Raw genomic sequence first — 23505 nt, 5'->3', positions numbered from 1 at the left:
GACAAGAGGGGCGCGGACCGCTATTGCACGGGAGGGACCGGCATCGCAGGTATTCTCTGCCGAACCCGCTCGCGATGGGCCGAATAAAGGCCCGAGCCAGCAATCAATGCTGACCCCAACAATGTATAATAGCTCGGGAAAACGCCAAAGAACAGATAGGAGAGAAGACCGGCCGATACCAACTGTACGTAGGTAATCGGTGCCAGCAGCGACAGCGGGGCCAATTTCAATCCCGAAATGAACAGCATGTGGGCCAGCGTAAAACTCAACGAGCCACCGATTCCATAGGCGAGCTCCCGGCCGGTCGGAATGTGGAACACCGGCAGGACCAGAAGCGTCGAGATGCCGAGGCCGATCATGCCGGTCCACATGAAAGTGACCTCTGTTGGCTCGTTTTTCATAAGGCGCGTGAAGAGCGCTCCCAATGCCCAGGCCGTCGCCGATCCGAGCGGAAACAGGGCTGCCAGTTGGAAACTGTCGGTACCGGGCCGAACGATCAGAATCACACCGGCAAACCCGACCGTCGCCGCCAGCCAACGGCGGATTCCGACCGTTTCTCCGAGAACGAAGACGGAAAGCACCATGACGATGATCGGCGAAATGAAGTGGATTGCCGTGTTGGAGGGCACGTCGAGGTAAGCCAGGCCCAGGATGAAGAAGCTGGTCGAGGCGACGGCGGCAAGGCCGCGGCCTATCTGCAGGCGGTAGCTGGCAGGCCGGAAGACCGACAGGCCTTTGGAGGAAAGGGCCCAGGGAAGTGCCACAAGGAAAAACACGAAATAGCGGAACCAAGTGGCAAGCTGTGCCGGCGCCGTTTCCTTCATCAGCTTGGCGCCGACGTCGCCCCCGGCGAAGAAGATCGTCGAGCCGACGACCAGCAGGATGGCGAGCAAGGTGCGCTCCGAATTCCGGGGCGGCAGCGACGGCGCCTCTCCGGACGCTTCGGGAAGGGTTGGCATTTGCGGCTCCGGGGCTCCAGCCAATGAGTCTACCGGATCGGTCACCCCTTTGGCGGGACGAGAAAGGCGAGGCGGCAAGGAACAGGACTTGTCGACAATTGAGCGGTTTGTGCAAGGAGTCGTTCATAGGCGCAAGCGAATTTCCCCTTTACATAGAGCATTGTCGCGCAACGGATGCGATTTTTTGTACATATCCACGTGTCGCCACTGATGGCCGGTTTTCCCGCACGTCGTAAAGCTTGTCACCGATGACAATTCGATGAGGGCGGGCAATGGTCCGTGAGGAAACTAAAGAGACGGCCGCATCTCCCCGCGCGGTTGCCGTTCCGTCGCTGCGAAAAGCGGTCCTGATTCTCGATCTGCTCGGACGTCGTGGCAGACTGACATTCTCAACGATCCAGAAGACGCTCGACCTTCCCAAGAGCACGACGCATCAACTCCTGAAGGCGCTGGCGGATATCAGCGCCGTTCAGGTCCATGCTGACGGTCGCTTCGTGCTGGGGCCGAAGATCTGCGAACTCGGGGTTCTCGGCATTCGTCAGAGAACGATCGACAACCTGTCGCTCAAGCACTTGGAATCTCTGGCTGTTCAATCCGGCTTTTCCAGCGAGATCGCCACTTTCGAAGGACGGAACGCCGTGGTCCTTGCCAGCGCCCGGCCCGGCGACGGTGCGCGAAGCGCGGGTTGCGAAGGACGGCGTTGGCCGCTGAACCGGGTCGCGACGGGAAAGGCACTGCTGGCTTTCCTCGACGAAGCGGACAGAAAGCGGCTGCTCGCCGACCTCGACTGGACGAAGACGACGCCGCGATCCATTGGGTCGCCGGACGCCATGCGGCGCGAACTCGAGCTCGTTCGCCAGCGCGGCTGGGCTCTCGACGAGCGCGAAGCGCTTGACGATACATCATGCATCGCCGCGCCGGTGTTCGATCGGCGCAACCGTGTGGTGGCTGCCATCGCTACCGTCTGTCAGGCGGACCTGATCAGGCCGGAACGCTACGAGGCGCTGGCGGAGATGGTCCTCACGACGGCGAGTGCCGTGTCGCAGGCAGTCCGGGAGGCTTGAGCTCAGCCGCGTTCGGCGATGCGAGCGCGCACCCACGCATGGATTTCCGCGTCGACGAAGGCGATGCGGCTTTCGCCAAGACGTACCGGCTTCGGAAAGGTGCCCGCGGCCATCATGCGCTTGATCGACGATACCGAAAGCGTGGTCATGGCCGACGCCTGCTTCATCGACAGGAGCGTCGGCGTCGCCGACGTCGCAGGCTTGGCTTTCCGGCCAGGGGCCGGGGCTGGCTCGCTGTCGGCCGGTGCGGCGGCAAACGCCGCTTCCGTGGTCGCCTGCAAGGCGTGAACGGGGTTTCCGGTGGCGATGGTATGGGCCGGTTCGGGCTTGCGCAGCACCGACGTCAGTTTCTCCAGGGTGTCGAGCGCTTTCTTCAAGCCTGGATTATCATCGAGCGGAGCGGCTCCGCTGGCGATCAGCCCCATAATTCTGCCCCCAACCCCAGTGTCGTAACGGCAGCCCAAGCCGTATTCTCTCAACCTTGACAGTAGTATAAACCGAGATTGGTTCACAGGAGGTTGCTGGTTGGCCACCTCCGTCCTTGTCGCCTTATGGGGGCGACAGGCTATCGGTTGAAGTAGGGAGCGAGGTTCGCTCGCACTCGCTCGAGCGGGGTACTGCCGGACAGGTCGGGCACGAAGGTCTCGCCGGTAATCGCCTCGAATGCGTCGATATAGACCTGCGACGTCTCGGCGATCAGGCTTTCCGGAATCTCGGGGATCGGATCCTTGTAGGGATCGCAGCGCGCGCCCACCCAGGCACGGATGAAGTCCTTGTCGAAGCTCTTCGGGCGTCGGCCAGCGGCGAAATCCTCGGCGTAGGAGGCGGCGATCCAGTAGCGACTCGAGTCGGGGGTATGGATTTCGTCGGCAAGCACGATGGTGCCATCGCCGTCGAGGCCGAACTCATACTTGGTATCGGCCAGAATGAGACCATGCGCGGCGGCGATCTCGGCGCCACGCGCATAGAGCTTCAGCGCATAGTCGGACACGGTGGCCCATTGCTCCGGCGTCAGAAGCTTCTTCGCCACAATCTCGTCGCCGCTCAGCGGTTCGTCGTGCCCCCCGTCGAAGGCCTTGCTGGTTGGCGTCAGGATCGGGGAGGGGAGTTTTTCGTTGTCGTGGAGGCCGTCGGGCAGCGTCAGTCCGTACATGTGCCGCTCGCCGGCCCTATATTTCGTCAAGACCGAGGTGCTGGTGGTGCCGGCCAGATAGCCGCGCACGATCACCTCTACCGGCAGAATGTCCAGCCGCTTGCCGACCACCACATTGGGGTCGGGATAGGCGATGACGTGATTGGGGCAGATGTCGCCCGTCGCATTGAACCAGAAGCGCGCCGTTTGAGTCAGCACCTGTCCCTTGAAAGGGATGGCCGCCAACACGCGATCGAAGGCGCTGATGCGGTCCGTGGCGATGATGACGCGGCTGCCGTCCGGCAGATCGTAATTCTCGCGCACCTTGCCCTTGTAGTAGTTGGGCAGCTCGGGAATGAAGGCTTCGGAAAGAATACGGTCGAGGGCCATCGGTGCCTCCTTGACGGACTGGGCCGCGGAGCGGCTGCCTGTTGGCCGCTCAATAGAACATCGCGACGGAAACTTTAAGCCGAACTTGCGCGCCCGAGCTTGCTGGGCCTAGTTTGATTCGATTCATACGCTAAGTCACCCGGGAGAGAGATCTTGAGTCGTATTCGCGTCGCCGTGGACATGGACGAGGTCATCGCGGACACCTATGGCGCCATGCTGGGCTGGCTGGTCGGCCGACATGGCGCGCAATGGAGCCCCACCTCGCTGCAGGGCCGACAGATCTTCGATGTGCTCACCCCGGAGATCGCCGAAACACTCCGAGAGGCCATGCACGACGGCGCCTTCTTTGCCGACCTGCCGATCGTCGAGGGCAGCCAATCGGCGCTTGCGGCGATCGCGTCTCGCTGCGAGCTGTTCATCACGTCGGCAGCCATGGAGTTCCCCAACTCGCTTGGCCCGAAGTTTCTCTGGCTGCAGCGGCATTTCCCCTTCGTCGACCCGCTCAATGTCGTGTTCTGCGGCGACAAGAGCATCATCGCCGCCGATTGCCTGATCGACGATAACGCGCGCCATTTCCAGCGGTTCGGCGGGCAGGGGATCGTCTTCTCGTCACCTCACAACGTGAACGTCACCGACTATCCGCGCATTCGCCATTGGAGCGAGGCCATGGGAGTCCTGGCGGAGGCCTTTCCCGGCGCGCTGTGAGAAGCGCATCTCACTCCTGCGACGGGGCGCCGTAGACGCCACCCTCCGCCTGCCACGCGGAGATGGCTTTGCTCGGTACGAGCAACTGCACGACGTTGAGCGTCAGATTGTCGCGGATCATCACGCCCGTAAACAGCTCGGCCGCCAGCGCGAGGGTAATGCTGGCACGGACGGGCAGGCGAGTCGCCATCCAGAACCCGACCAGCATCGCCAGGGTGTCGGACACCGAGTTCAGGATGCTGTCGCCAGAGTAGCCCTGCGCCAGGGCCTGTTCGCGATAGCGTTCAATCACCAGCGGGGAGTTCTCGACGAGTTCCCAGGCGATCTCGATGCCGAGCGCCAAGGCCAATGCGAGGACCGGGGACCAATGCCCTCGAAACACCAGACGGCCGAGCGCGAAGAAGAGCATGCCGTGGATGACATGCGAAGGGGTGTACCAATCGGTGAGCTGCTGCGAGTTTTCCGGGCTGAGAACGGTACCGGCCCAAAGACGTACGGTGCCACAGGCGCAGATCGGCGGTTGCCCCATGACATACAAAACGGCAGCCTGTGTAACGAGGGCGGCAGCGATAACGAAGATAGCATACCTGATGGTCGGCGCCATGAACGTCTCCGGATCCAAGCCCCGGCGTCTCCAGGCATAAGACCAGGAGTTGCGCGGCGTGTTGTCTTGCATATCTCAAGAAAATCAAATAATCTATTGAAATAACATCACTATTGCCGAGCGCCTGCATGCCCGATAACGAGATTCTCGTTCGCCCGCTGTCAATTGAAGATGCAGCCGACTTCAATCATGTGGTCGGTGTTGTGGCGCGCGAGCGTCGTTATCTGCGCTTTACCGATGCACCTCCGATGGAAAGTACCGTCGAGTTTCTCGAAAAGAGCCTTGGCTCCGGAAATCCGCACCTCGTGGCCGTTGCGGCTGGAAAGCTCGTCGGTTGGTGCGATGTCTGTCGCCACTCGTTCGAGATCGAGGCCCATGTCGGTACGCTGGGCATCGGGCTTCTGCCGGAGTTTCGCGGCAAAGGCATTGGCAAGGCGTTGCTCGACATGACCATCGCCGCCGCCGAGCGGCTGGATTTCCACCGGATCGAGCTTACGGCGTTCTCGGACAATCTTCGAGCGCTCGCGCTTTATGAGACGCGCGGGTTCGTTCGCGAGGGCGTCCTACGCATGGCGGCGCGGTTCGGAGACGAGTATCGCGACATCGTGCAAATGGCGAGGCTTGACCCGGAACTCGCGAACCGAGACCGGCGCATAGCCTGAAGCCGCAGGCCGTACGATGCCAAGGCGGATTTGCCAGCACATTTAGGTTCCATAATATCTATTATGCGAATCACAGATCCAGGCGCGGGATCTAGGATATGGCGATCCGGACGGCCTCGAAGGTCGCCCTGCTCGAAGTCCATCACCATCAGTGGAATGGGTCTGTGGCCTTCGATAGTGGCGACGTTGCCTTCGCGCCAACTCCGCGGCGACCAGAACGCACCCCGATCTCGACACCAGCGCCGTGTCTCTCCAAGGACCAGCGATGACGCACAAGCCAGATGAATCGGGCGACTCGGAGTTGGACAGGTCGAAATACGAAGCATTCTCCAGATCGGCACCGGCGGTCATGTCTGCGCAAGCCCAAGCCGCCGGTGTCAAGCGTCAAGCCAGCATGAACGAGCGCATGGAAATCGAGCCGAGGTCTATGCCCTCGTTGAAGAAGCTGAGTTCGTCGGCCTTGTCGGCAACGGCCAGCGGATAGAGTGCCGGGAAGAAATGCTCGAATGTCGGATGCGACAGCTGGGCGATGCGGCCGAGCTTTGGCGCATCGACGACGGACTTGTAGTCGCCCTTGGCGATCGCGTCGGCCATGCGGGCATCGAACGCCTCGGCCCAGTCGTAGGCCGGTCCACCACCCCAGGCCACGGCTCGGAGATTGTGGACCAGATTGCCAGAGCCGATGATCATGACTCCGCGCTCACGCAGGGCCTTCAGCTCCTCAGCCAGCGCGAAATGCTCCTCTGGCGATCGGCTGAGATCGACCGACAGCTGAAACACTGGAATGTCCGCCTTCGGGAACATCTGGATCAGCACCGACCAGGCTCCGTGATCGAGCCCCCAGCGCTCATCGGGCTCGATGTGATGGTTCTTCACGAGGTCGATGGTCGCCTCGGCATATCCCGGCGCTCCCGGTGCCGGATAGCGCTGGGCGAACAGTTCGTCCGGGAACCCGCCGAAATCATGGATGGTGACCGGGTGATCCTTCACATGCACCAGCGTGACGCCGCGCGTCATCCAGTGGGCTGAAACAACAAGGATCGCCTTGGGCACGGGCAGACGGGTGCCGAGTTCACGCCAGCCGCGGCTATACGGGGTATCCTCGATGGCGTTCATCGGGCTGCCGTGGCCGACGAAAAGCGTCGGCATGCGGGGGGTGGTGGGAAGATCTGCAAAATGACGACCGAGACCAGCCATGATCGAATTTTCCTTCCGGAGGACATTTTGCCCCGCGGCCCTGCCGCGAGGCTTATCATCCCCTCACCGCGCAAGGCGCGGCCATGTTCGGCTAGAATCTAGAAAGGCATCGGTCGCGAAACAAGATAGCCATCCGTGACCATATTGTCCCTCATGGATGAACAATATCTCGGCACCCTTCCCTCTCGGTCGCAGCTGGCAGTTTAATCGCCTGTCCAACGATCCCAACGCCGGTCCATGCGCCGATGGACCCTATAGTCGATCCGTGCGTCGCGGCGCGCCTCCATGCGCGGAGGCAAACCGGGGCCGACGCCGTAATAGGGCTGACCAGCGTAGTAGGCGTTGTGGTATATGACCGGGTCGTAGACGACCACCGGATAGGCGGCGACAGGCCCAAGATAAGCCGCTGCCAGCCAGCCCCGATAACCGGCCCATCCGATGTCGCACCATCCCGGACCGGCCGTGCACCCGAAGACGGTGACAGCCTGTCGAGGCGGAACGGTGGCGATCACCGGATAGGCGGTGGCTGGCCCGGTTCGCAGATTGAGGGCCGTTGTGGTGACCGACGTCTGGGCGTCGGCGCCCGTGACGAACAGGAAGCTGGCGACGCCGGCCGCGATGGTCGTGAGTGCGCGATGCATGTGTGGACTCCGTCGTTTCAGTCGTCCGAGTGATCTGGCGCGCCAGCTCTCGGAGTGTTGCTGGTACGGAGCCGGTCCGAGGCGACTGACGCAGCCGGTGTGTTTTTCCCGGTACTTTTTTGTTGGATCCCGCGTCAGCCGCCGATCCTTCTCGCCGTAACAGGACCGTTCCAACCAGACGGAGCACTGAGATGCGATCACTGACCAAAATCTTCATTGCCGGCACCCTTGCGGTTCTGTCGGTACCTGCCACCGCCGCCGATCGCCTTGCCGGCATCGCCTTCACTCGCCTGGACGCCGACGGAGACGGCCAGTTGGATGCGACTGAGTTGCGGCAAGCCCGCACCCAGCGGTTCGAGCGGCTCGACATCAACCGGGATGGCGTCGTCACGGCGGCCGAACAGGCGGAAGCAAGCAACCGCATGTTCCGCAAGGCCGAAGCGCTCGAAGGCGCGATGGCGATCCGGTTCGAGGCGCTCGATGCGGACGGCAATGGCAAGCTATCTCGCGAGGAGTTCGTGGACTCCCCCGGGGGCGGCCTTGCAGCCCGGCTCGACAAGGATGGCGACGGAAAGGTCTCGAAAGCCGAGTTCATGGCCGGAATCGAAGCGGCGCGCGCCGCGCGTTGATGCCGATCTGAGCTGGGAGCAGTGTGTTGGAGCAATCGGACGGCGATCTGATGCGGGCCGTGGCGGCCGGAGACGAGCGGGCTTTCCGCCGGCTCGTCGGCCGCCATGGCCCGAAACTCAGGGCGATCGCCGGTCAGTTCCTTGACGCAGGCGAAGCCGACGACGCCGTGCAGGATGCCTTGATCGGCGTCTGGCGCCATGCCAGCCGCTTCGACCCGACCAAGGCGGCGCTTTCCACCTGGCTTTATCGCATCGTCGTCAATCGCTGCATCGACATCCGTCGACAGCGCTTCCGATGGCCATGGAGCCCCATCGACGAGGCGGACGATGTGCCCTCGGGCGACATCGCGGCGGATCGTGCCCTTGCAGGGGCGGAGGCGCTCAGGGATGTGGGGGCCGTTATCGCCTCTCTGCCGCCACGGCAGCGGATGGCGTTGATGCTGGCCACAGTCGGCGATCGCACGGCCGAGGAGATTGCCGCGCTTCTCGGCGTATCGCGCCCCGCGGCGGAACAATTGATTGCCCGCGCCCGACGAACCATCAGGGCCGCGATGAGGGAGCCAGCCGATGGATCGGACTGAGTTCGAAGACAAGCTGATGATTTTGGGAAGCGATCTAGTCCGCTGGCCGCCGGCGGAAGCCGAAACCGCCAGACAGTTGCTCGCCGCCGACAAGGACAGCCGCGCCCTCCTCGAGGAGGTGCAGGCGGTCGACAATGCCATTCGGTTGGCAACGGAAGTGCCTGTCGCGGCGTTGGCGGGGCGGATCATGGCGGCGACGCAAAAGCCCACTTCGCACAGCATCTTGGCGCGGCATTGGCGGCGGTCGATTCCGGCGGGCGCACTGGCCATCGTTCTCGTGGCCTCCATCGGCTTCAAGACCGGCTACGACGGCGGCATTGGGCTTGCCGAAGACCTTGAACTCGCCACGGCCATCGCCGGCGATGCTTTTAGCCTGGATACCATGCCATGACCGCCTCGCGACCCATTCTTCTGCTGCTCGTTGGATTGCTGGGCCTGTCGCTGCTCGGCAATGTCTATGCGGTCAGTCGCTTCGCTGGCGATCGCGTCGGACAAGCCGCCTTCGCCGAACTGTCCACGCGACGGTTTGAGCCGGATTTCGGCCGCTTGGTACGCCGAGAGATCGTCGGCCGTGCCGGTGAGCTGAGGTCGGCGATAGCCGATCTGCGTCAGGCGCGCGAACGGATGTTCCATCTGGCAGCTGCGAGCCCCCCCGATCCGGAGGCCTTGGTGGAGGCGACGGCCGACGTGCGCGCGGCCTTTGGCAGAGCACAGACGATCTTTCATGAAAGCATCGTCGATGCTGCCCGCCAAGCCAACCACCCCGTCAAGTAAGCGTGGTCTTGCCGTTGGCTAGAGGTGCCGACAGGACTGCCGCTCTATCAGAGGGCAAGGCACCAACACCTGCGGAGGAACCGGTCCTTCGGATTCTCCATTGATCCGGGCAAGCAAGTCCACCGCGGTGCGGCCTATCTCGAAATAGGGCAGCGCCACGGATGTCAGCATGGGCTTCAGCGCGCGGGTTATGATCGTCATGTCGTCGAATCCCATGACCGAAAGATCCTCGGGCACGGACAGTCCAAGCGATGCGGCCGCAGCGTAGACCTGCACGGCGATCTGGTCGTTGCCGCAGATGATGGCCGTCGGCCGTTCGGCGCGCCGCAGCAAAGCATGCGCGGCGTCATAGGCGACAAGATCCTCTCCTCCGTCGGGCCGAGTGACGAAGCCGGGCACCTCCAGGTTCGAATCGTAGAAAAGGCCACTTTCGGCAAATGCAGTGCGATAGCCCGCGCCCCTCAGCACTGTGGCACGCAGCACCGGGCTGAGCGACACGATGCCGATGCGCCGATGGCCCAGCTCGATCAGATGGCGAGCCTGCGTGTAGCCGCCCCCTTCGTCGTCGGGCACGACCGAGCAATGACTGCGCCGGGCCGAGTAGCAGTTGGCAAGCACGATGCCGCGCTCGAAATCCGGCGTGCCCAGATCGACGGGGCGATGATAGGTGGTGGCGTAGACCGCTCCGGCAACCTTGTGAGCTCGGAATACCCGCCAGTACTCCTGCTCCTGTTTCGGGTCGCCGTCCGTGTTGGCGATCAGCATGGTGCGCGCCTGTTCCTTCAAGCCGGACTGCGCGCCACGGATGATATCGACCGAGTAAGGCGTGGTGGCCACTGCGTTCGTCATGACGCCGACCACGGTGGAATGCGCCATCCGCATCATCCGCGCCGCGTGGTCGGGCACGTAATGCATGCGTCGGATGATCTCGGCTACGGCCTCGCGTGTTTTGACATTGACGGCGGGATCGTCGTTGACGACGCGCGATACGGTCTTCGGCGACACGCCGGCCTCGCGAGCAACGTCTTTGAGCGTAACCAATGATCCCTCCCCCGGCCATCGACATCGCTGTCAGTTGCATCAGAAAATCAGGTTGTGACACCGATGTCAATCAGTTGCTAAAACATAACGTTCAATTACCGCGCAGAGATGCACAGAACTGGGTTTGACGTGCTGTCCTAAGAGACAGACATGACAACGATTTCAGCGACTGTCGGAGACAAGCTAAGACAAAGCTTGGCGGAGCGGCCCGCCAAGCTCAGGGAGCGCCCAAAGAGACGCGCCGTGCCTTCCGGTTAGTGCCTGGGGAAGCTCAAGCCCATTTCGCGATACCGTTCGGGATCATCGGCCCAGTTCTCGCGCACCTTGACATAAATGAAGAGGTGGACAGGCCGTTCCAGGATCTCGGTCAGTTCCTTGCGCGCGGCGATCGAGATGGACTTGACGGTCTCGCCTCCTTTGCCGAGCACGATCTTCTTCTGGCTCTCGCGCTCGACGAAAATGGTCTGCTCGATACGAGCCGAACCGTCTTTCTGATCCTTCCACTGATCGGTTTCGACCGTCGACGAATACGGCAACTCGTCGTGGAGGCGCATGAAGACCTTCTCGCGCGTGATCTCGGCAGCCAGCATTCGCATCGGCAGATCGGACAGTTGGTCTTCCGGGTAGAGCCAGGGACCTTCCGGCAGGTGCGCCGCCAGATGGGCGAGGAGGTCCTCGGTGCCCGAGCCGTTCAGCGCCGACACCATGAAGGTCGCCTCAAACCCGACGCGAGCGTTGAGATCCGCGGCCAAGGCCAGCAGAGAGTCACGTTTCACGGTATCGATCTTGTTGAGAATCAACACCTTGGGATGCCGGAGCTCGCCGAGCTTCTCGACGACCTGAGTGACCTCCTCCACCAGGCCGCGCTTTGCATCGATGAGCAGGCAAACGACGTCGGCGTCGGCCGCTCCCGACCAAGCGGTGTCGACCATGGCCCGATCGAGCCGGCGCTTCGGCGCAAAGATGCCGGGCGTGTCGACGAAGACCACCTGCGACGAGCCGTGCATGGCGATACCGCGCATGATCGCCCGCGTCGTCTGTACCTTGTGGCTGACAATCGACACCTTGGCGCCGACCAAGCGGTTGAGAAGCGTCGACTTGCCGGCGTTGGGAGCACCGATCAGCGCCACGAAGCCGGCGCGAGTTGGGGTGTCGACGGACGGGGCGGCATCATCGGTCATCGCGTCTCTCTCCGGAGGCGGAAGGGTAGCCAAGATTATGTCATTCCTTTTCAACTGAATAGCGGGCGTATAGGCGGATCGACCTCAACCGGCACAAGGGCGGTCAATATGGCCGCCTCACCCCGCCCGCTTGGCAAGCGCCTCGGCGGCGGCTGCTTGTTCGGCCTCGCGCTTCGACTTGCCCTGCCCCTCGCCCGCGGCTTCGCCGTCGATGGTGACCAGGACGCGAAACATCGGCGCATGGTCGGGACCGGAACGCTCAACAATGGAATAGCCCGGAAGCCCCTGCCCGCGCCCCTGCGCCCACTCCTGCAGGAGCGTTTTGGAGTCGCGCAACGGGCCGCTGAGGCTCTCCATGCGGGGTTTCCAGTTGCGCAGGACAAAATCCTTCGCCGCGTCGAATCCGCCATCGAGATAGATGGCGGCGATCACCGCCTCGGCCACATCGCCAAGAATCGCTTCTTTGCGCCGGCCACCCGACTGGCGCTCGCCGGCTCCAAGCCGCAGCACCGAGCCGAGATCGAGGTCACTGGCCACCTCGGCGCAGGTCTCGCGGCGAACCAACTGGTTGAGCCGACGGGCGAGATCGCCCTCCTCCTCGCGCGGATAGGTGGAAAACAGCATTTCCGCCACCACCAAAGCCAGCACGCGATCGCCCAGGAACTCGTGGCGTTGATAGCTTTCGTGTGCGACCTGATCGCCGGGCACGGCGCTGCGATGAGTGAGCGCCCGAAGAAGCCCCGTACGATCCTTGAAATGATACTGGAGGCGCCCTTCGAGCGCCTCCAGGACTTGTGCCTGATGATTGTTCATGGATCAGTTCAGCATGGAAAGCATGCGGTCGACGCGTACCGTCCAGGGCCAGGTCCAGAACATCCAGGGCTTGGCGCTTTCGTCGATCGAGAAGAAGATGACCTGAGCCTTGCCGACCAGATGGTCGAATGGCACGTAGCCGACGCCGGACCCGTCGATGCGACTGTCAGCGGAATTGTCGCGATTGTCGCCCATCATGAAGTAATGCCCCGGCGGCACCTCGAACTCGCGCGTGTCGTCGCCAGCCGTGGTGCCCATGTCGAGCGTGTCGTAGGAGACGCCGTTGGGCAGTGTTTCGCGCCAGATCTGCGCCTTGATCTCGTTGCCGAACGGCCCTTTCTCCGCGAACTCGCCGGTGTTCTCGCGCTTAACCGGCTGGCCGTTGATGTAAAGGACGCCCGACCTCATCTGAATCTTGTCGCCCGGCAGGCCGATGACCCGCTTGATGTAGTCCGTCGAATGATCGGCAGGCAGCTTGAACACGACGATGTCGCCGGCCTTGGGGGCGCTTGCCCAGATGCGGCCTTCAAACGGAGCAAGTCCGAAGGGGAACGAGTACTTGCTGTAGCCATAGGAGTATTTCGAAACGAACAGATAGTCGCCGATGAGCAACGTGTGCATCATCGAGCCCGACGGAATCGAAAAGGGCTGAAACAGGAAGGTGCGCACCACGAGTGCGAGAAGCAGTGCCTCGACGATCACCTTGACCGTCTCCCAAAAGCCGTCCTTGGATTCCGCGCGCTGTTTGGTCGCCGACATATGGCTGCCCTTCATTCGGAGTCACGTCCCGAACCCCGCGTCGGCGCCAAGGGCAGCCGATCCGCGGCGGCCCGGACCTTGGCGCCTTTTATCGGAGCGGCACCGGCGACGCAACGAAAAGCCGAAAAGCGAGCCGAATTGTGGCGCCTCACCCGCCGCCTATGGTCGGCCAGTCGGATGGCCAGGCCGAGATCACCACGAAGGCCTGCGCCAGCGGGTAGTCGTCGGTGATGGTCACGTCGATGCGGGGAACCAGCCCTTTCGGCGTCAGCGCCGCGAGTCGCATCGCCGCCGAGCCTTCGAGCCGCATGGTCGGCTGACCGGTCGGAAGATTGACGACCCCCATCTCGCGCCAGTTGACGCCCATGCGAATTCCGGTGCCCAGCGCCTTCGAGCAGGCCTCCTTGGCGGCGAAGCGCTTGGCATAGGAGGCGGCGCGATTGGCCCGGCGATCGGAGCGCTCGCGTTCGACATCGGTGAACACGCGCTTCACGAAGCGCTCGCCGAAGCGCTCGAGCGTCTTCTCGACACGGCGGATATCGATGAGGTCTGATCCGATGCCGATGATCATGGGCTACCCGTTGACGCGCTCGACCTTGCTGACGTTGGGCAGGACGCGCAACTCGTTCAAGATCTGCGTCAGATGCTTGATGTCCCACACCTCGAGGTCGACGACGATCTCGTGAAAGTCCGGGGTGCGGCGCGCCATGCCGATGTTGTCGATGTTGCCGTCACTATCGGAGATCGCCTTGGCGATGCGGGCCAGCGAGCCGGGCTCGTTGAACGACTGGATGGATATGCGCGCCGGAAAGCGGATCGGGTCCTCGCTGTCGATGTCCCAGCGGACGTCGAGCCAGCGATCGGGCTTGTCCTCGAACACGACCAGAGCGGGCGACTGGATCGGATAGATTGTGATGCCGACATCCGGCTCGACGATGCCGACGATGCGATCGCCGGGCACGGCACCGCCGTCAGGGGCGAACCGGACCGGCAGATCGGCCGCCACGGTACGAATGGGCAGGCCATGGGCACGGATCGAGTCGGAATCGCCGTGGAACTTGATGCCAGCCTGCGCGGCAAAGGAGAACCACCCGCCCTCCTGGCGTTGCGTGGCTGTCTGCCGCGCCGCCCGTTCCTCGCGATAGTCCGGGAAACATGCCTTGAGCACGTCGGTCGACGGCACTTCGGCGCGACCGACGGCAGCGAGCAGATCCGGCACGGTCGGCTGCGACAGGCGAGGCAAAGCCTGCTCCAGAAGGGTGTCGGTGAGTTCCCTGCCCTCACGGGAGAACACGGTCTCCAACACCTGCCGGCCAAGCGAGGCGAACTGCTTTCGCGTCGCCTCGCGCGTCGCCCGCCGAATGGCGGCGCGCGCCTTGCCGGTCACCGCGATGGTCTCCCAGGTGGGCGGCGGCACTTGCGCCTTGGAGCGGATGATCTCCACCTCGTCGCCGTTCTTCAGTTCGGTGACCAGCGGGGTGATGCGCCCGTTGATCTTGCAGCCGACACAGGTGTTGCCGATGTTGGTGTGAACCGCATAGGCGAAGTCGATGGGTGTCGCACCTCGCGGCAAGGCGATCAGGAGCCCCTTCGGCGTGAAACAGAACACCTGATCCTGGAAGAGCTCCAGCTTGGTGTTCTCCAGGAACTCCTCGGGACTCGCCCCTTCCGACAGCGCCTCGACCGTCTGGCGAAGCCAGGCATAAGCCGCCGTGTCGTCGGCGAGCTGCGGCAGATGGCCGCTCTCGCTGATCTTGTCTTTGTAAAGCGCGTGGGCGGCGATGCCGTACTCGTTGACCTGCTGCATGTCGTGCGTTCGGAACTGCAGCTCGACGCGCTGTCGATGAGGTCCCACGACCGTGGTGTGCAGCGACTTGTAGCCGTTGGGCTTCGGGGTCGAAATGTAGTCCTTGAAGCGCCCGGGCACCGTCCGCCATAGCTGGTGGACGACACCCAGGGCGCGATAGCACGTGTCGACATCATCGACGAGCACGCGGAATCCGTAGATGTCGCTCAGCTGCTCGAAGCCGAGCTGCTTGTCGATCATCTTGCGGAAGATCGAGTAAGGCTGCTTGCGCCGGCCTTTCACGGTGGCGACGATGCCGCGCACCTCCAGGTTCTCGCGGAGTTCCTTCTCGATGTCGGCGATGAGGTCCTTCTGCAACGCCTCCATCTCGTCGAGGCGGGCCTGGATGGCGCTGAAGGCGTCGGGATGCAACGTCTTGAAGGCGATGTCCTCAAGCTCGTCGCGCATGTCCTGCATGCCCATGCGGCCGGCAAGCGGCGCATAGATCTCCATCGTCTCCTCAGCGATGCGGCCCCGCTTGCTCTCGGGCGCAAAATGCAGCGTCCGCATGTTGTGGAGGCGGTCGGCGAGCTTCACGAGCAGGACGCGCAAGTCCTCGGCGATGGCGAGCAGCAGCTTCCTCAGATTTTCCGCCTGCGCCGTGCGCTTGGAAACCAGATCGAGCTTCTGAAGCTTGGTGAGGCCCTCGACGAGCTGGCCGATCTCGACGCCGAACAGTTGGTCGATCTCCTGCCGGGTCGCGTCGGTGTCCTCGATCGTATCATGCAGAAGCGCGATGACGATGGTGGCGTCGTCTACCTTGAGGTCAGTCAGGATGGCGGCGACTTCGAGCGGATGCGAGAAGTAGGGGTCGCCCGAGTCGCGCTTCTGCGTGCCATGTTTCTGCATCGCATAGACGTAGGCGCGGTTGAGCAGACCCTCGTCGCAATTGGGGTTATAACGTTGCACCCTCTCGACGAGTTCATACTGCCGCATCATCGGGGACGGTCACTCCTCACGTAGCCGGACGTGCGAATCCACGCGCGTCGGCGTCGAAAATAAAGCTATAGCAACACCAATCCGGAAAGTAGCTCATTCGCGCGGGCCGCTGCGGAAAAGCACGGCGAGCGTTTTCAATCCGTTGCAGACAAACGAAAACGGGCGAACCGAAGCCGGTCCGCCCGCCAAAGAGCCGCCAAGAACGGCGATCAGATCTCTTCGACCTTCTCGGGCGGAACCATGCTCTCGAGGCCGCGCAGCAGATCCTCCTCGGACATCTGATCGAAGGCGATCTCGTCGTCGTCCGCGCTATCGCCCGGCCCACCGAGAAGACCGGCCACCGGCTCCTGCTCAGGCTCGTCCACTTCGACATACTTCTGCAGCGAGTGGATCAGGTCTTCCTTGAGATCCTGTGGGGAAATCGAGGATTCCGCCACTTCGCGCAAAGCGACGACCGGATTCTTATCGTTATCGCGATCGACCGTAAGAGGCGAACCGGATGAAATCATGCGGGCGCGATGGCTGGCCAACAGCACCAGTTCGAAGCGGTTATCCACCTTGTCGATGCAGTCCTCGACCGTGACGCGTGCCATAGTCCAACTCCAGATCCAGAAACAAATTTCGCTCGCGCGAACGGCATCCCGTCCGGCAAGCGTCCAGAGAGCGCGATTTCCGCGACCAGCAGTCCCACCCCAACGGCGCTTGAGGTAATGCTGCCGAACTCACGGTGTAAATATGCGGAGGACGGCCGAAAAGCAAGCGGAGATGCACGCCAACACTCCATGGCAACGATGACAGCGAGCATTCACGGCGACCTCAAAATTCGGTGAACCAATCTTTCTCGCTGCAAAACCGTTCGACCAATGCATCCGTCCTTGGTCGATCTGGCAGCCTTTTCTGCCATTTTCCGTGGGAATCCATCGATTCAATTCGTTTTAACTTGGTTGTTTCGCCAAAACTTGATAACAGGCGGACTAATGTGCGAAATTTAGCGGATCGAAACGATGGCTGCTGACGTCGCTTCATGAAAAATTTCTTCGGACGAACATACAATAGCTCAGCGGGACGAAGAGTTGTAAACGACCGCCGGTTGCGAGGTAAGCAAAGAACTAATGTTTGACGAACGCGAAAAAATAGCCCTCTTCATCGATGGTGCAAATCTTTACGCGACTGCCAAGGCTCTCGGATTTGATATTGACTACCGTAGGTTGCTAAAAGAGTTCAGCGCCAAGGGATATCTTCTGAGGGCACTGTATTACACGGCACTCGCTGAAGACCAAGAGTATTCTTCTATCCGTCCATTGATCGACTGGCTCGATTACAATGGATATAAAGTCGTGACCAAGCCGACCAAGGAGTTTTTCGACTCCACCGGCCGGCGCAAGGTCAAGGGCTCGATGGACATCGAGCTGGCGGTCGACGCCATGGAACTCTCCGAGCACGTCGACCATATCGTGCTGTTCTCAGGCGACGGCGATTTCCGTTCGCTGGTAGAGGCCATTCAGCGCAAGGGGCGCAAGGTTTCGGTCGTCTCGACGCTGCAGACTCAGCCGGCGATGGTTGCCGACGAGTTGCGTCGCCAGGCCGACCACTTCATCGACCTTGCCAATCTCTCGGGACGCATCAGCCGGGATCCGAACGAACGGCCGATACGCGCCAACGACCGGACCAGCGCGGCCGACGAAGCCTGACATCGGCCGGAGGACGCTGGGACCGCAGCGGTTTTAGGCGCTTTCTGGGCGGGTTTTATCTCGCCCAGCGGCCGGCTGGTCGTTGAGCGCAAGTCCAGTTCGGCCCCAAGACAATTCACGACCTCCTGACGGGATTTGGTCCCCGACTTTTCTCGGCCGCCATCCCGGAAGCTGCGGTTCTGGCCGCGACCCTGAAGGCCTAGACATTCCCGCCGTCCCGGCAGCCGCAGGGGATTTGCATGTCAAACAGAAGCGTCGTGGCCGAATTCGCCGGACATCCGGTCGAACCCGACCGAAACTGTGGCCTCTGCCCGCGCCTCGTGGCTTTTCGGCACGCGCAGCGCGAGGCGCATCCGGACTGGCACAATGCGCCCGTCCCGACCTTTGGAACCTCGGATGCGCGTCTGCTGATCGCCGGCCTGGCTCCCGGTCTCCGCGGAGCCAACCGCACCGGACGGGCCTTCACGGGCGACTACGCCGGTGACCTTCTCTACGAAACCATGAGCGAGTTCGGCTTTGCGCGCGGCGTCTATCGCGCCGATCCCAATGACGGTTTCGAGTTGGTCGATGCCGCCATCAGCAACTCCGTGCGCTGCGTACCGCCCGAAAACAAACCAACCAACGACGAGATCAACAATTGCCGGCGCTTCTTTGCCGCGACGCTGGCGACATTTTCACGCCTTTCGGCAATCATCGCGCTCGGCAAGATCGCTCACGACCAGTTGCTGAAGACGCTCAAGGTGCCGCTTGTCCGTCATAAGTTCGCCCACGGGGCCGTGCATACGCTGGATTGTCTGCCAGGCATCCGGCTCTACGACAGCTATCATTGCTCTCGCTACAACACGAATACGGGCGTGCTGACGCCGGAGATGTTTCGAGCCGTTTTCGCCGCCGTGCGCCGGGATATCGACAGCCGCTAAGTCGTCGTGCGTCCTGCCGGACGCAGACGACAAATCCGGTCTCCTGTCGGATCCCGCCTGGGTCCGGTGTTTCAGACGACTTGGCAACTTAGGCCAATTCGACATCCACGACGCCATCGACCGCCCGAAGAGCGCCTGCGAGCTGGGGAGACACGCGGTAGCCGCCGGGCAGCTTCACCTCCACCTCCCCCCGCCCGCCGTCGCCGAGCACGATCAGCGACACGTCGCCCTCCCCGCCCGGCTTCAGCACGTCGCGAAGAGCCGGCAGCGGTTCCGCGCCTCGAAGGAAAATGCGAAGCGCGTTCTGCAGCTTGCCGGCTGCCTGATCGAGCGGTTCCACAGAATCGATCCGCACGGAGATGCCCTCGGGCTTGTCCTCGGCATTGACCAGCAGGATCACCGACTGACCCGCCTCCAGCAGGCTACGGAAATGGGCAAGCCCTTCCGAGAAAATCACCGCCTCATACTGGCCGGTGGGATCGGAAACGCCGATGATTCCCATCTTGTTGCCGGTGCGCGTCTTGCGCTCCTGCTTGGCAACGATGGTGCCGGCGAGCCGTCCGGCCGAGGCTCCCCGCTTCACCGACGCCGAGAACTGCGCCCAGGTCTGCACCCTCAGGCGGCCGAGCAGCGCTTCGTAGGCGTCGAGAGGGTGGGCGGACAGATAGAAGCCGATAGCCGTGTGCTCGCGCTGCAGCTTCTCTTCAGGCAGCCAGTTGGGAACCGACGGCAGGCGGACCGGCTCCGGCTCGCCTCCGCCGCCAAACAGCTCGTTCTGCCCGCTTTGTTGCTGCTCCAGCCGATGGGCCGCGGCGGCCATCACCGCGTCGAGCCCTTGGAAAAGCCGATTCCTGTTCGGCTCCAGGCAATCGAACGCTCCGGCCGAGGTGAGCGCCTCCAGAATGCGCTTGTTCATCGCCTTGGGATTGATGCGACTGGCAAAATCGGAGATCGACCGGAACAGCTTGTCACCCCGCTGCTCGACGATATGCTCGACAGCCGCCTGGCCGACGCCCTTCACGGCAGCAAGCGCATAGAGGATGTGCTTGCCGTCCACCTCGAACACCACGTCGGAGCGGTTGACCGACGGCGGCTCGACGGTGATCCCGAGGCGGATCGCCTCGCGTCGGAAGTCGTTGAGCTTGTCGGTATTGGTGAGCTCGAGCGTCATCGACGCCGCCATGAACTCCACGGGGTGATTGGCCTTGAGATAGGCCGTCTGATAGGCGACCAGCGCATAAGCGGCGGCATGGCTCTTGTTGAACCCATAGTCGGCGAACTTGGCCAAGAGGTCGAAGATGGTGTCGGCGAGCGCCTTGCCGACACCGCGCTCAACGGCACCGTCGACGAAACGGACCCGTTGCTTGTCCATTTCTGCCTTGATCTTCTTGCCCATGGCTCGGCGCAACAAGTCGGCTTCGCCGAGCGAGTAGCCCGAAAGGATCTGGGCGATCTGCATCACCTGTTCCTGGTAGACGATGATGCCGTAGGTTTCCTTCAGCACCGGTTCGATGGAGTCATGCAGGTAGTCGGGCTTCTCAAGACCGAACTTGCGGGCGCCGTAAACAGGAATATTGGCCATCGGACCGGGCCGGTACAGCGCGACGAGGGCGATGATGTCCTCGAAGCGGTCCGGCTTGATGTCGGAAATGGCCTTGCGCATGCCCATGCTTTCCAGCTGGAACACGCCGACCGTCTCGCCATGGGTCAGCAACTCGTAGGTCTTCGGGTCGTCGAGCGGTAGCGCCGACAGGTCGATCTTCACGCCCTTTCGCTCGATGAGATCGACGGCACGCCTCAGCACCGTCAAGGTCTTGAGGCCGAGGAAGTCGAACTTGATGAGACCGGTGCTCTCCACCCACTTCATGTTGTACTGGGTAACCGGCATGTCGGAGCGCGGGTCTCGGTAGAGCGGCACCAACTGGTCGAGTGGCCGGTCTCCGATGACGATGCCGGCGGCATGCGTCGACGCATGCCGGTAAAGCCCCTCAAGCTTGATCGAAATGTCGATCAGGCGGTCGACAACCGGGTCTTCGCGCGCCTCCTTGAGCCTCGGCTCGTCCTCCAGCGCCTGGACCAGGGTCACCGGATGGGCCGGATTCTGCGGCACCAGCTTGCAGAGCTTGTCGACCTGGCCGTAGGACATCTGCAGAACACGACCGACGTCGCGCAGCACGGCGCGCGCCTGCAACGAACCGAAGGTGATGATCTGGGCCACCTGGGCACGGCCGTACTTCCCCTGGACGTAGCGGATCACCTCTTCGCGACGGTCCTGGCAGAAGTCGATGTCGAAGTCAGGCATCGACACGCGTTCGGGATTGAGGAAGCGCTCGAAAAGCAGGGCGAACCGAAGGGGGTCGAGGTCGGTGATGGTGAGCGAGAAGGCGACCAGCGAACCGGCGCCCGAACCTCGGCCGGGGCCGACGGGAATGCCGTGCGCCTTGGCCCATTTGATGAAGTCGGCCACGATCAGGAAGTAGCCGGGGAACTTCATCCGGGTGATGATGCCGAGCTCGAACTCCAAGCGCTTGTGGTAATCTTCAAGCGTCAGTCCAGGAGCGAGGCCGTGGCTCTCGATGCGTCGGGCAAGCCCTTCCAAGGCCTGGCTCGCAAGTTCGGCAGCTTCTGCCGCTTCCGCCGCGGCAACATCATCGACGTCGGCGCCGGCGAAACGAGGCAGCAGTGGTTTGCGCTTCGGCGCCCGGACCGTGCAACGACGGGCGATCTCAATCGTATTCTCAAGCGCTTCCGGCAGGTCGGCAAACAACGTCTGCATTTCGGCGCGAGACTTGAAATAGTGCTCTTCGGTCAAACGTCGCCGGTCGTCCTCGGCGACCATCCGTCCTTCCGAAATGGCAATCAGAGCGTCGTGGGCCTCATAGTCGGAGCGGGTCGGGAAATAGCACTCGTTGGTGGCGACGAGAGGCAGACCACGCGCGTAGGCGAGTTCGACGAGATGCGGCTCGACCATCACCTCTTCGGGGGTGCCGTGCCGCTGCAACTCGACATAGAGACGGTCGCCGAACAGCTCTTCGAGCAAAGCGAGGCGACTTTCTGCCTGGGGCATCAGGCCGGCGGAGATGGCCTTGTCCACCGGACCGCTGGGGCCGCCCGTCAGCGCGATGATGCCGCCTGTCAGCCCCTCGAACCGGCCGATCGGCAGACTGGCCGGAGCGCCCGGCTCCGATTCCAGAAAGGAACGGGACATCAGTACCGTCAGGTTGGCAAAGCCTTCCGATGTCGCCGCTATGAGCACGATGGATGGCAAGGCCGGCGGCAGCCCGCCGGGACGCCGACGATCAGGGCTGTCATCGCCGAAATCAACCGACATCTGGCAGCCGATGATCGGTTGCAATCCCTTCTCGATGGCCTTTTCGGAAAACTCCAGGGCGCAAAACAGATTGCCGGTGTCGGTAATGGCAAGCGCTGGCTGATTGTCGGCCACGGCCAGCTTCAGCGCCTTGACCAGCGGCAGCGCGCCCTCGAGCAGCGAATAGGCGCTATGAACGCGCAGGTGAATGAAGCCGACGTCGCCAATCATCGCATGTTCCGGTTGGAGGCCGATCCTCGAGACGGACGGATCGACGCCGACAAGCTATCCCATCCGGCCTGACGATCGGAGCGTTTTCCTGCCGAAAGCGGCCCGCTTGTGGAAAACCCCCTACCCCGTCGATAGCTCAGACCAGCATATCGGCCGAACTCAGCACCAGCACGAGCATGGTGCCGAACAGCACCAGAGCTCCGAGGGCAGCGACGTCGCGAACGATTGCCGCCGAGGTGATCGCCGAAGCGAGACGCTCGCGCGGCGACAGAGTGAAATCGCGCACTGTCGGCGTCTCCTCATCGGAAAAACCGGGCAAAACCCAACCGGCTCGCGGAAATGATCCCTGTTTGTTCCTTTCGTGCGACACATGGTTGTAGCGGACACCGACCACGCACTCGATTTCGCCAATGGAAACCCTGGCACTTATCACAGTCATCCCCACCTCCATGTTCCGCGTTAGAACCCATAATGTTCTATCTTTGTTCGTTCGTCAAGCATGCCCTTAACCTAGATCAAAATACAATAGTTCTTGTAACGTTCACGGGCGTATGAGAAGGATTTCCAAGGGCGCAGCGGCGGAGTCGGCGGCGCCAAAACGGCGGCCGGAGGGGTTTGCATGCGCGTTGCCACATGGAACATCAACGGGGTCCGGGCACGGATCGAAACGGCATCGGCCTGGCTGGAGAGAAGCCGACCCGACATCGTCTGCTTCCAGGAGATCAAGTGCATCGACGAGGCGTTCCCGGCGGAGGCATTCGAGCGACTCGGCTACAACGTGGCCTTGCACGGCCAAAAAGGGTTCAACGGCGTGGCCCTTCTGTCGCTCCTGCCGCTCGATGAGGTTCGGCGCGGTTTGCCGGGTGACGACAGCGACGTTCAGTCGCGCTACATCGAGGCGGTCGTATCCGTCCCAACCGGCAGCCTGCGCGTCGCCTCGATCTATCTGCCCAACGGCAATCCCCCCGATACCGACAAGTATGTCTACAAGCTTGCCTGGATGGAGCGCCTCCGCCGTCACTCGGCCGAACTGCTCTCACTCGAGGAACTCACCCTGCTCTGCGGAGACTACAACATCATTCCCGAGCCGAGAGACTGCCACGACCCGGCGGTCTGGGCCGGCGATGCGCTGTTCCTGCCGCAGAGTCGCGCCGCCTTCAGGTCGATCACCAACCTAGGCTGGACCGATGCCCTACGGGCGGTCGACGACAGGGACGGCCGCTACACGTTCTGGGATTATCAGGCAGGTGCCCGCCAAAGGAACTGGGGCATAAGGATCGACCATGTCCTCGCCTCTCCCCAAGCGGCCGACCGGATCGCCGGCGTGGAGATCGAAGACGACGTTCGCGATTGGGACAAGCCGTCCGACCACGTGCCGGTCGTCGTAGAACTCAGGCTCTGACGCAGGCCTGTCGACCGGCGCACCGCGCGAGATA

General features: G+C 62.5%; 25 protein-coding genes. 10 read left to right on the top strand and 15 right to left on the bottom strand.

Annotated elements, in window-relative coordinates; all coding sequences use genetic code 11:
- Window positions 1-20: 20 nt before the first annotated feature.
- Window positions 21-1037, bottom strand: a complete 1017-nt coding sequence (locus tag QQZ18_RS00770) for a DMT family transporter (protein ID WP_284537372.1) — start codon at window positions 1035-1037, stop codon at window positions 21-23.
- Window positions 1038-1231: 194 nt separating this feature from the next.
- Between QQZ18_RS00770 and QQZ18_RS00765 the strand changes: the two genes are divergently transcribed.
- Window positions 1232-2023 carry an IclR family transcriptional regulator gene (locus QQZ18_RS00765; protein ID WP_284537371.1) on the top strand — a complete coding sequence of 264 codons (792 nt, stop codon included), beginning with the start codon at window positions 1232-1234 and terminating at the stop codon, window positions 2021-2023.
- A gap of 2 nt (window positions 2024-2025) precedes the next feature.
- Here the strand turns inward: QQZ18_RS00765 and QQZ18_RS00760 are convergent, their stop codons facing one another.
- On the bottom strand, window positions 2026-2400 hold the full coding sequence (locus tag QQZ18_RS00760) for a helix-turn-helix transcriptional regulator (RefSeq protein WP_284537370.1): 375 nt from the start codon (window positions 2398-2400) through the stop codon (window positions 2026-2028).
- A 188-nt stretch (window positions 2401-2588) separates the two neighbouring features.
- Complete coding sequence (locus QQZ18_RS00755) at window positions 2589-3545, bottom strand: phosphoribosylaminoimidazolesuccinocarboxamide synthase (protein WP_284537369.1); 957 nt, start codon at window positions 3543-3545, stop codon at window positions 2589-2591.
- A gap of 153 nt (window positions 3546-3698) precedes the next feature.
- Between QQZ18_RS00755 and QQZ18_RS00750 the strand changes: the two genes are divergently transcribed.
- Window positions 3699-4250 carry a 5' nucleotidase, NT5C type gene (locus QQZ18_RS00750; protein ID WP_284537368.1) on the top strand — a complete coding sequence of 184 codons (552 nt, stop codon included), beginning with the start codon at window positions 3699-3701 and terminating at the stop codon, window positions 4248-4250.
- A gap of 10 nt (window positions 4251-4260) precedes the next feature.
- Here the strand turns inward: QQZ18_RS00750 and QQZ18_RS00745 are convergent, their stop codons facing one another.
- Complete coding sequence (locus tag QQZ18_RS00745) at window positions 4261-4854, bottom strand: DUF2585 family protein (protein WP_284537367.1); 594 nt, start codon at window positions 4852-4854, stop codon at window positions 4261-4263.
- A 128-nt stretch (window positions 4855-4982) separates the two neighbouring features.
- Here QQZ18_RS00745 and QQZ18_RS00740 point away from each other — a divergent pair, with 128 nt between their 5' ends.
- On the top strand, window positions 4983-5516 hold the full coding sequence (locus QQZ18_RS00740) for a GNAT family N-acetyltransferase (protein WP_284537366.1): 534 nt from the start codon (window positions 4983-4985) through the stop codon (window positions 5514-5516).
- 384 nt (window positions 5517-5900) lie between these two features.
- Here QQZ18_RS00740 and ygiD read toward each other — a convergent pair whose 3' ends face one another.
- On the bottom strand, window positions 5901-6713 hold the full coding sequence (ygiD, locus tag QQZ18_RS00735; protein ID WP_284537365.1) for a 4,5-DOPA-extradiol-dioxygenase: 813 nt from the start codon (window positions 6711-6713) through the stop codon (window positions 5901-5903).
- Window positions 6714-6916: 203 nt separating this feature from the next.
- On the bottom strand, window positions 6917-7354 hold the full coding sequence (locus QQZ18_RS00730) for an SH3 domain-containing protein (protein ID WP_284537364.1): 438 nt from the start codon (window positions 7352-7354) through the stop codon (window positions 6917-6919).
- Between the two features lie 191 nt (window positions 7355-7545).
- Between QQZ18_RS00730 and QQZ18_RS00725 the strand changes: the two genes are divergently transcribed.
- From QQZ18_RS00725 to QQZ18_RS00710, 4 genes are read left to right on the top strand one after another with little or no spacing between them, the layout of a single operon-like run.
- Window positions 7546-7983 carry an EF-hand domain-containing protein gene (locus QQZ18_RS00725; protein WP_284537363.1) on the top strand — a complete coding sequence of 146 codons (438 nt, stop codon included), beginning with the start codon at window positions 7546-7548 and terminating at the stop codon, window positions 7981-7983.
- 26 nt (window positions 7984-8009) lie between these two features.
- A complete protein-coding gene (locus QQZ18_RS00720; protein WP_284537362.1) occupies window positions 8010-8564 on the top strand; it encodes an RNA polymerase sigma factor in 555 nt (184 codons plus the stop codon).
- Window positions 8551-8955, top strand: coding sequence for a hypothetical protein (locus QQZ18_RS00715; RefSeq protein ID WP_284537361.1), 405 nt, complete (start codon window positions 8551-8553; stop codon window positions 8953-8955). Before QQZ18_RS00720 ends, QQZ18_RS00715 begins: the two co-directional genes overlap by 14 nt.
- On the top strand, window positions 8952-9338 hold the full coding sequence (locus tag QQZ18_RS00710) for a periplasmic heavy metal sensor (protein ID WP_284537360.1): 387 nt from the start codon (window positions 8952-8954) through the stop codon (window positions 9336-9338). The genes QQZ18_RS00715 and QQZ18_RS00710 overlap by 4 nt, the downstream gene beginning before the upstream one ends.
- Window positions 9339-9356: 18 nt before the next feature.
- Here the strand turns inward: QQZ18_RS00710 and QQZ18_RS00705 are convergent, their stop codons facing one another.
- The 7 genes from QQZ18_RS00705 to rpoZ form a co-directional block, all read right to left on the bottom strand.
- Window positions 9357-10379 carry a LacI family DNA-binding transcriptional regulator gene (locus QQZ18_RS00705; protein ID WP_284537359.1) on the bottom strand — a complete coding sequence of 341 codons (1023 nt, stop codon included), beginning with the start codon at window positions 10377-10379 and terminating at the stop codon, window positions 9357-9359.
- 254 nt (window positions 10380-10633) lie between these two features.
- Window positions 10634-11560 carry a GTPase Era gene (era, locus tag QQZ18_RS00700; RefSeq protein ID WP_284537358.1) on the bottom strand — a complete coding sequence of 309 codons (927 nt, stop codon included), beginning with the start codon at window positions 11558-11560 and terminating at the stop codon, window positions 10634-10636.
- A 117-nt stretch (window positions 11561-11677) separates the two neighbouring features.
- A complete protein-coding gene (gene rnc, locus QQZ18_RS00695) occupies window positions 11678-12373 on the bottom strand; it encodes a ribonuclease III (RefSeq protein WP_284537357.1) in 696 nt (231 codons plus the stop codon).
- Between the two features lie 3 nt (window positions 12374-12376).
- Window positions 12377-13132 (bottom strand): signal peptidase I, encoded by a 756-nt coding sequence (gene lepB / locus QQZ18_RS00690; RefSeq protein WP_284537356.1) that lies wholly within the window; start codon window positions 13130-13132, stop codon window positions 12377-12379.
- Between the two features lie 148 nt (window positions 13133-13280).
- On the bottom strand, window positions 13281-13703 hold the full coding sequence (acpS, locus tag QQZ18_RS00685) for a holo-ACP synthase (protein ID WP_284537355.1): 423 nt from the start codon (window positions 13701-13703) through the stop codon (window positions 13281-13283).
- 3 nt (window positions 13704-13706) lie between these two features.
- Window positions 13707-15917, bottom strand: coding sequence for a RelA/SpoT family protein (locus QQZ18_RS00680; protein ID WP_284537354.1), 2211 nt, complete (start codon window positions 15915-15917; stop codon window positions 13707-13709).
- A 209-nt stretch (window positions 15918-16126) separates the two neighbouring features.
- On the bottom strand, window positions 16127-16510 hold the full coding sequence (rpoZ, locus tag QQZ18_RS00675) for a DNA-directed RNA polymerase subunit omega (protein ID WP_284537353.1): 384 nt from the start codon (window positions 16508-16510) through the stop codon (window positions 16127-16129).
- Window positions 16511-17029: 519 nt separating this feature from the next.
- On the opposite strand from rpoZ, the gene QQZ18_RS00670 reads away from it, so the two are divergent.
- Window positions 17030-17608: a LabA-like NYN domain-containing protein gene (locus QQZ18_RS00670; RefSeq protein WP_284537352.1), complete on the top strand. Its 579-nt coding sequence runs from the start codon at window positions 17030-17032 to the stop codon at window positions 17606-17608.
- 239 nt (window positions 17609-17847) lie between these two features.
- Window positions 17848-18528 carry a uracil-DNA glycosylase gene (locus tag QQZ18_RS00665; RefSeq protein WP_284537351.1) on the top strand — a complete coding sequence of 227 codons (681 nt, stop codon included), beginning with the start codon at window positions 17848-17850 and terminating at the stop codon, window positions 18526-18528.
- Between the two features lie 88 nt (window positions 18529-18616).
- Here QQZ18_RS00665 and dnaE read toward each other — a convergent pair whose 3' ends face one another.
- Both dnaE and QQZ18_RS00655 read right to left on the bottom strand, forming a co-directional pair.
- On the bottom strand, window positions 18617-22069 hold the full coding sequence (gene dnaE / locus QQZ18_RS00660; RefSeq protein WP_284537350.1) for a DNA polymerase III subunit alpha: 3453 nt from the start codon (window positions 22067-22069) through the stop codon (window positions 18617-18619).
- Between the two features lie 136 nt (window positions 22070-22205).
- Window positions 22206-22355: a hypothetical protein gene (locus QQZ18_RS00655; RefSeq protein WP_284537349.1), complete on the bottom strand. Its 150-nt coding sequence runs from the start codon at window positions 22353-22355 to the stop codon at window positions 22206-22208.
- A 333-nt stretch (window positions 22356-22688) separates the two neighbouring features.
- Between QQZ18_RS00655 and xth the strand changes: the two genes are divergently transcribed.
- Window positions 22689-23471 (top strand): exodeoxyribonuclease III, encoded by a 783-nt coding sequence (gene xth, locus QQZ18_RS00650; RefSeq protein ID WP_284537348.1) that lies wholly within the window; start codon window positions 22689-22691, stop codon window positions 23469-23471.
- The last annotated feature ends 34 nt before the right edge of the window (window positions 23472-23505 follow it).

Origin of the sequence: Pleomorphomonas sp. T1.2MG-36 (assembly GCF_950100655.1) — a bacterium.
Lineage (GTDB): Bacteria > Pseudomonadota > Alphaproteobacteria > Rhizobiales > Pleomorphomonadaceae > Pleomorphomonas.
This window is presented reverse-complemented; position numbering and strand designations above follow the sequence as displayed.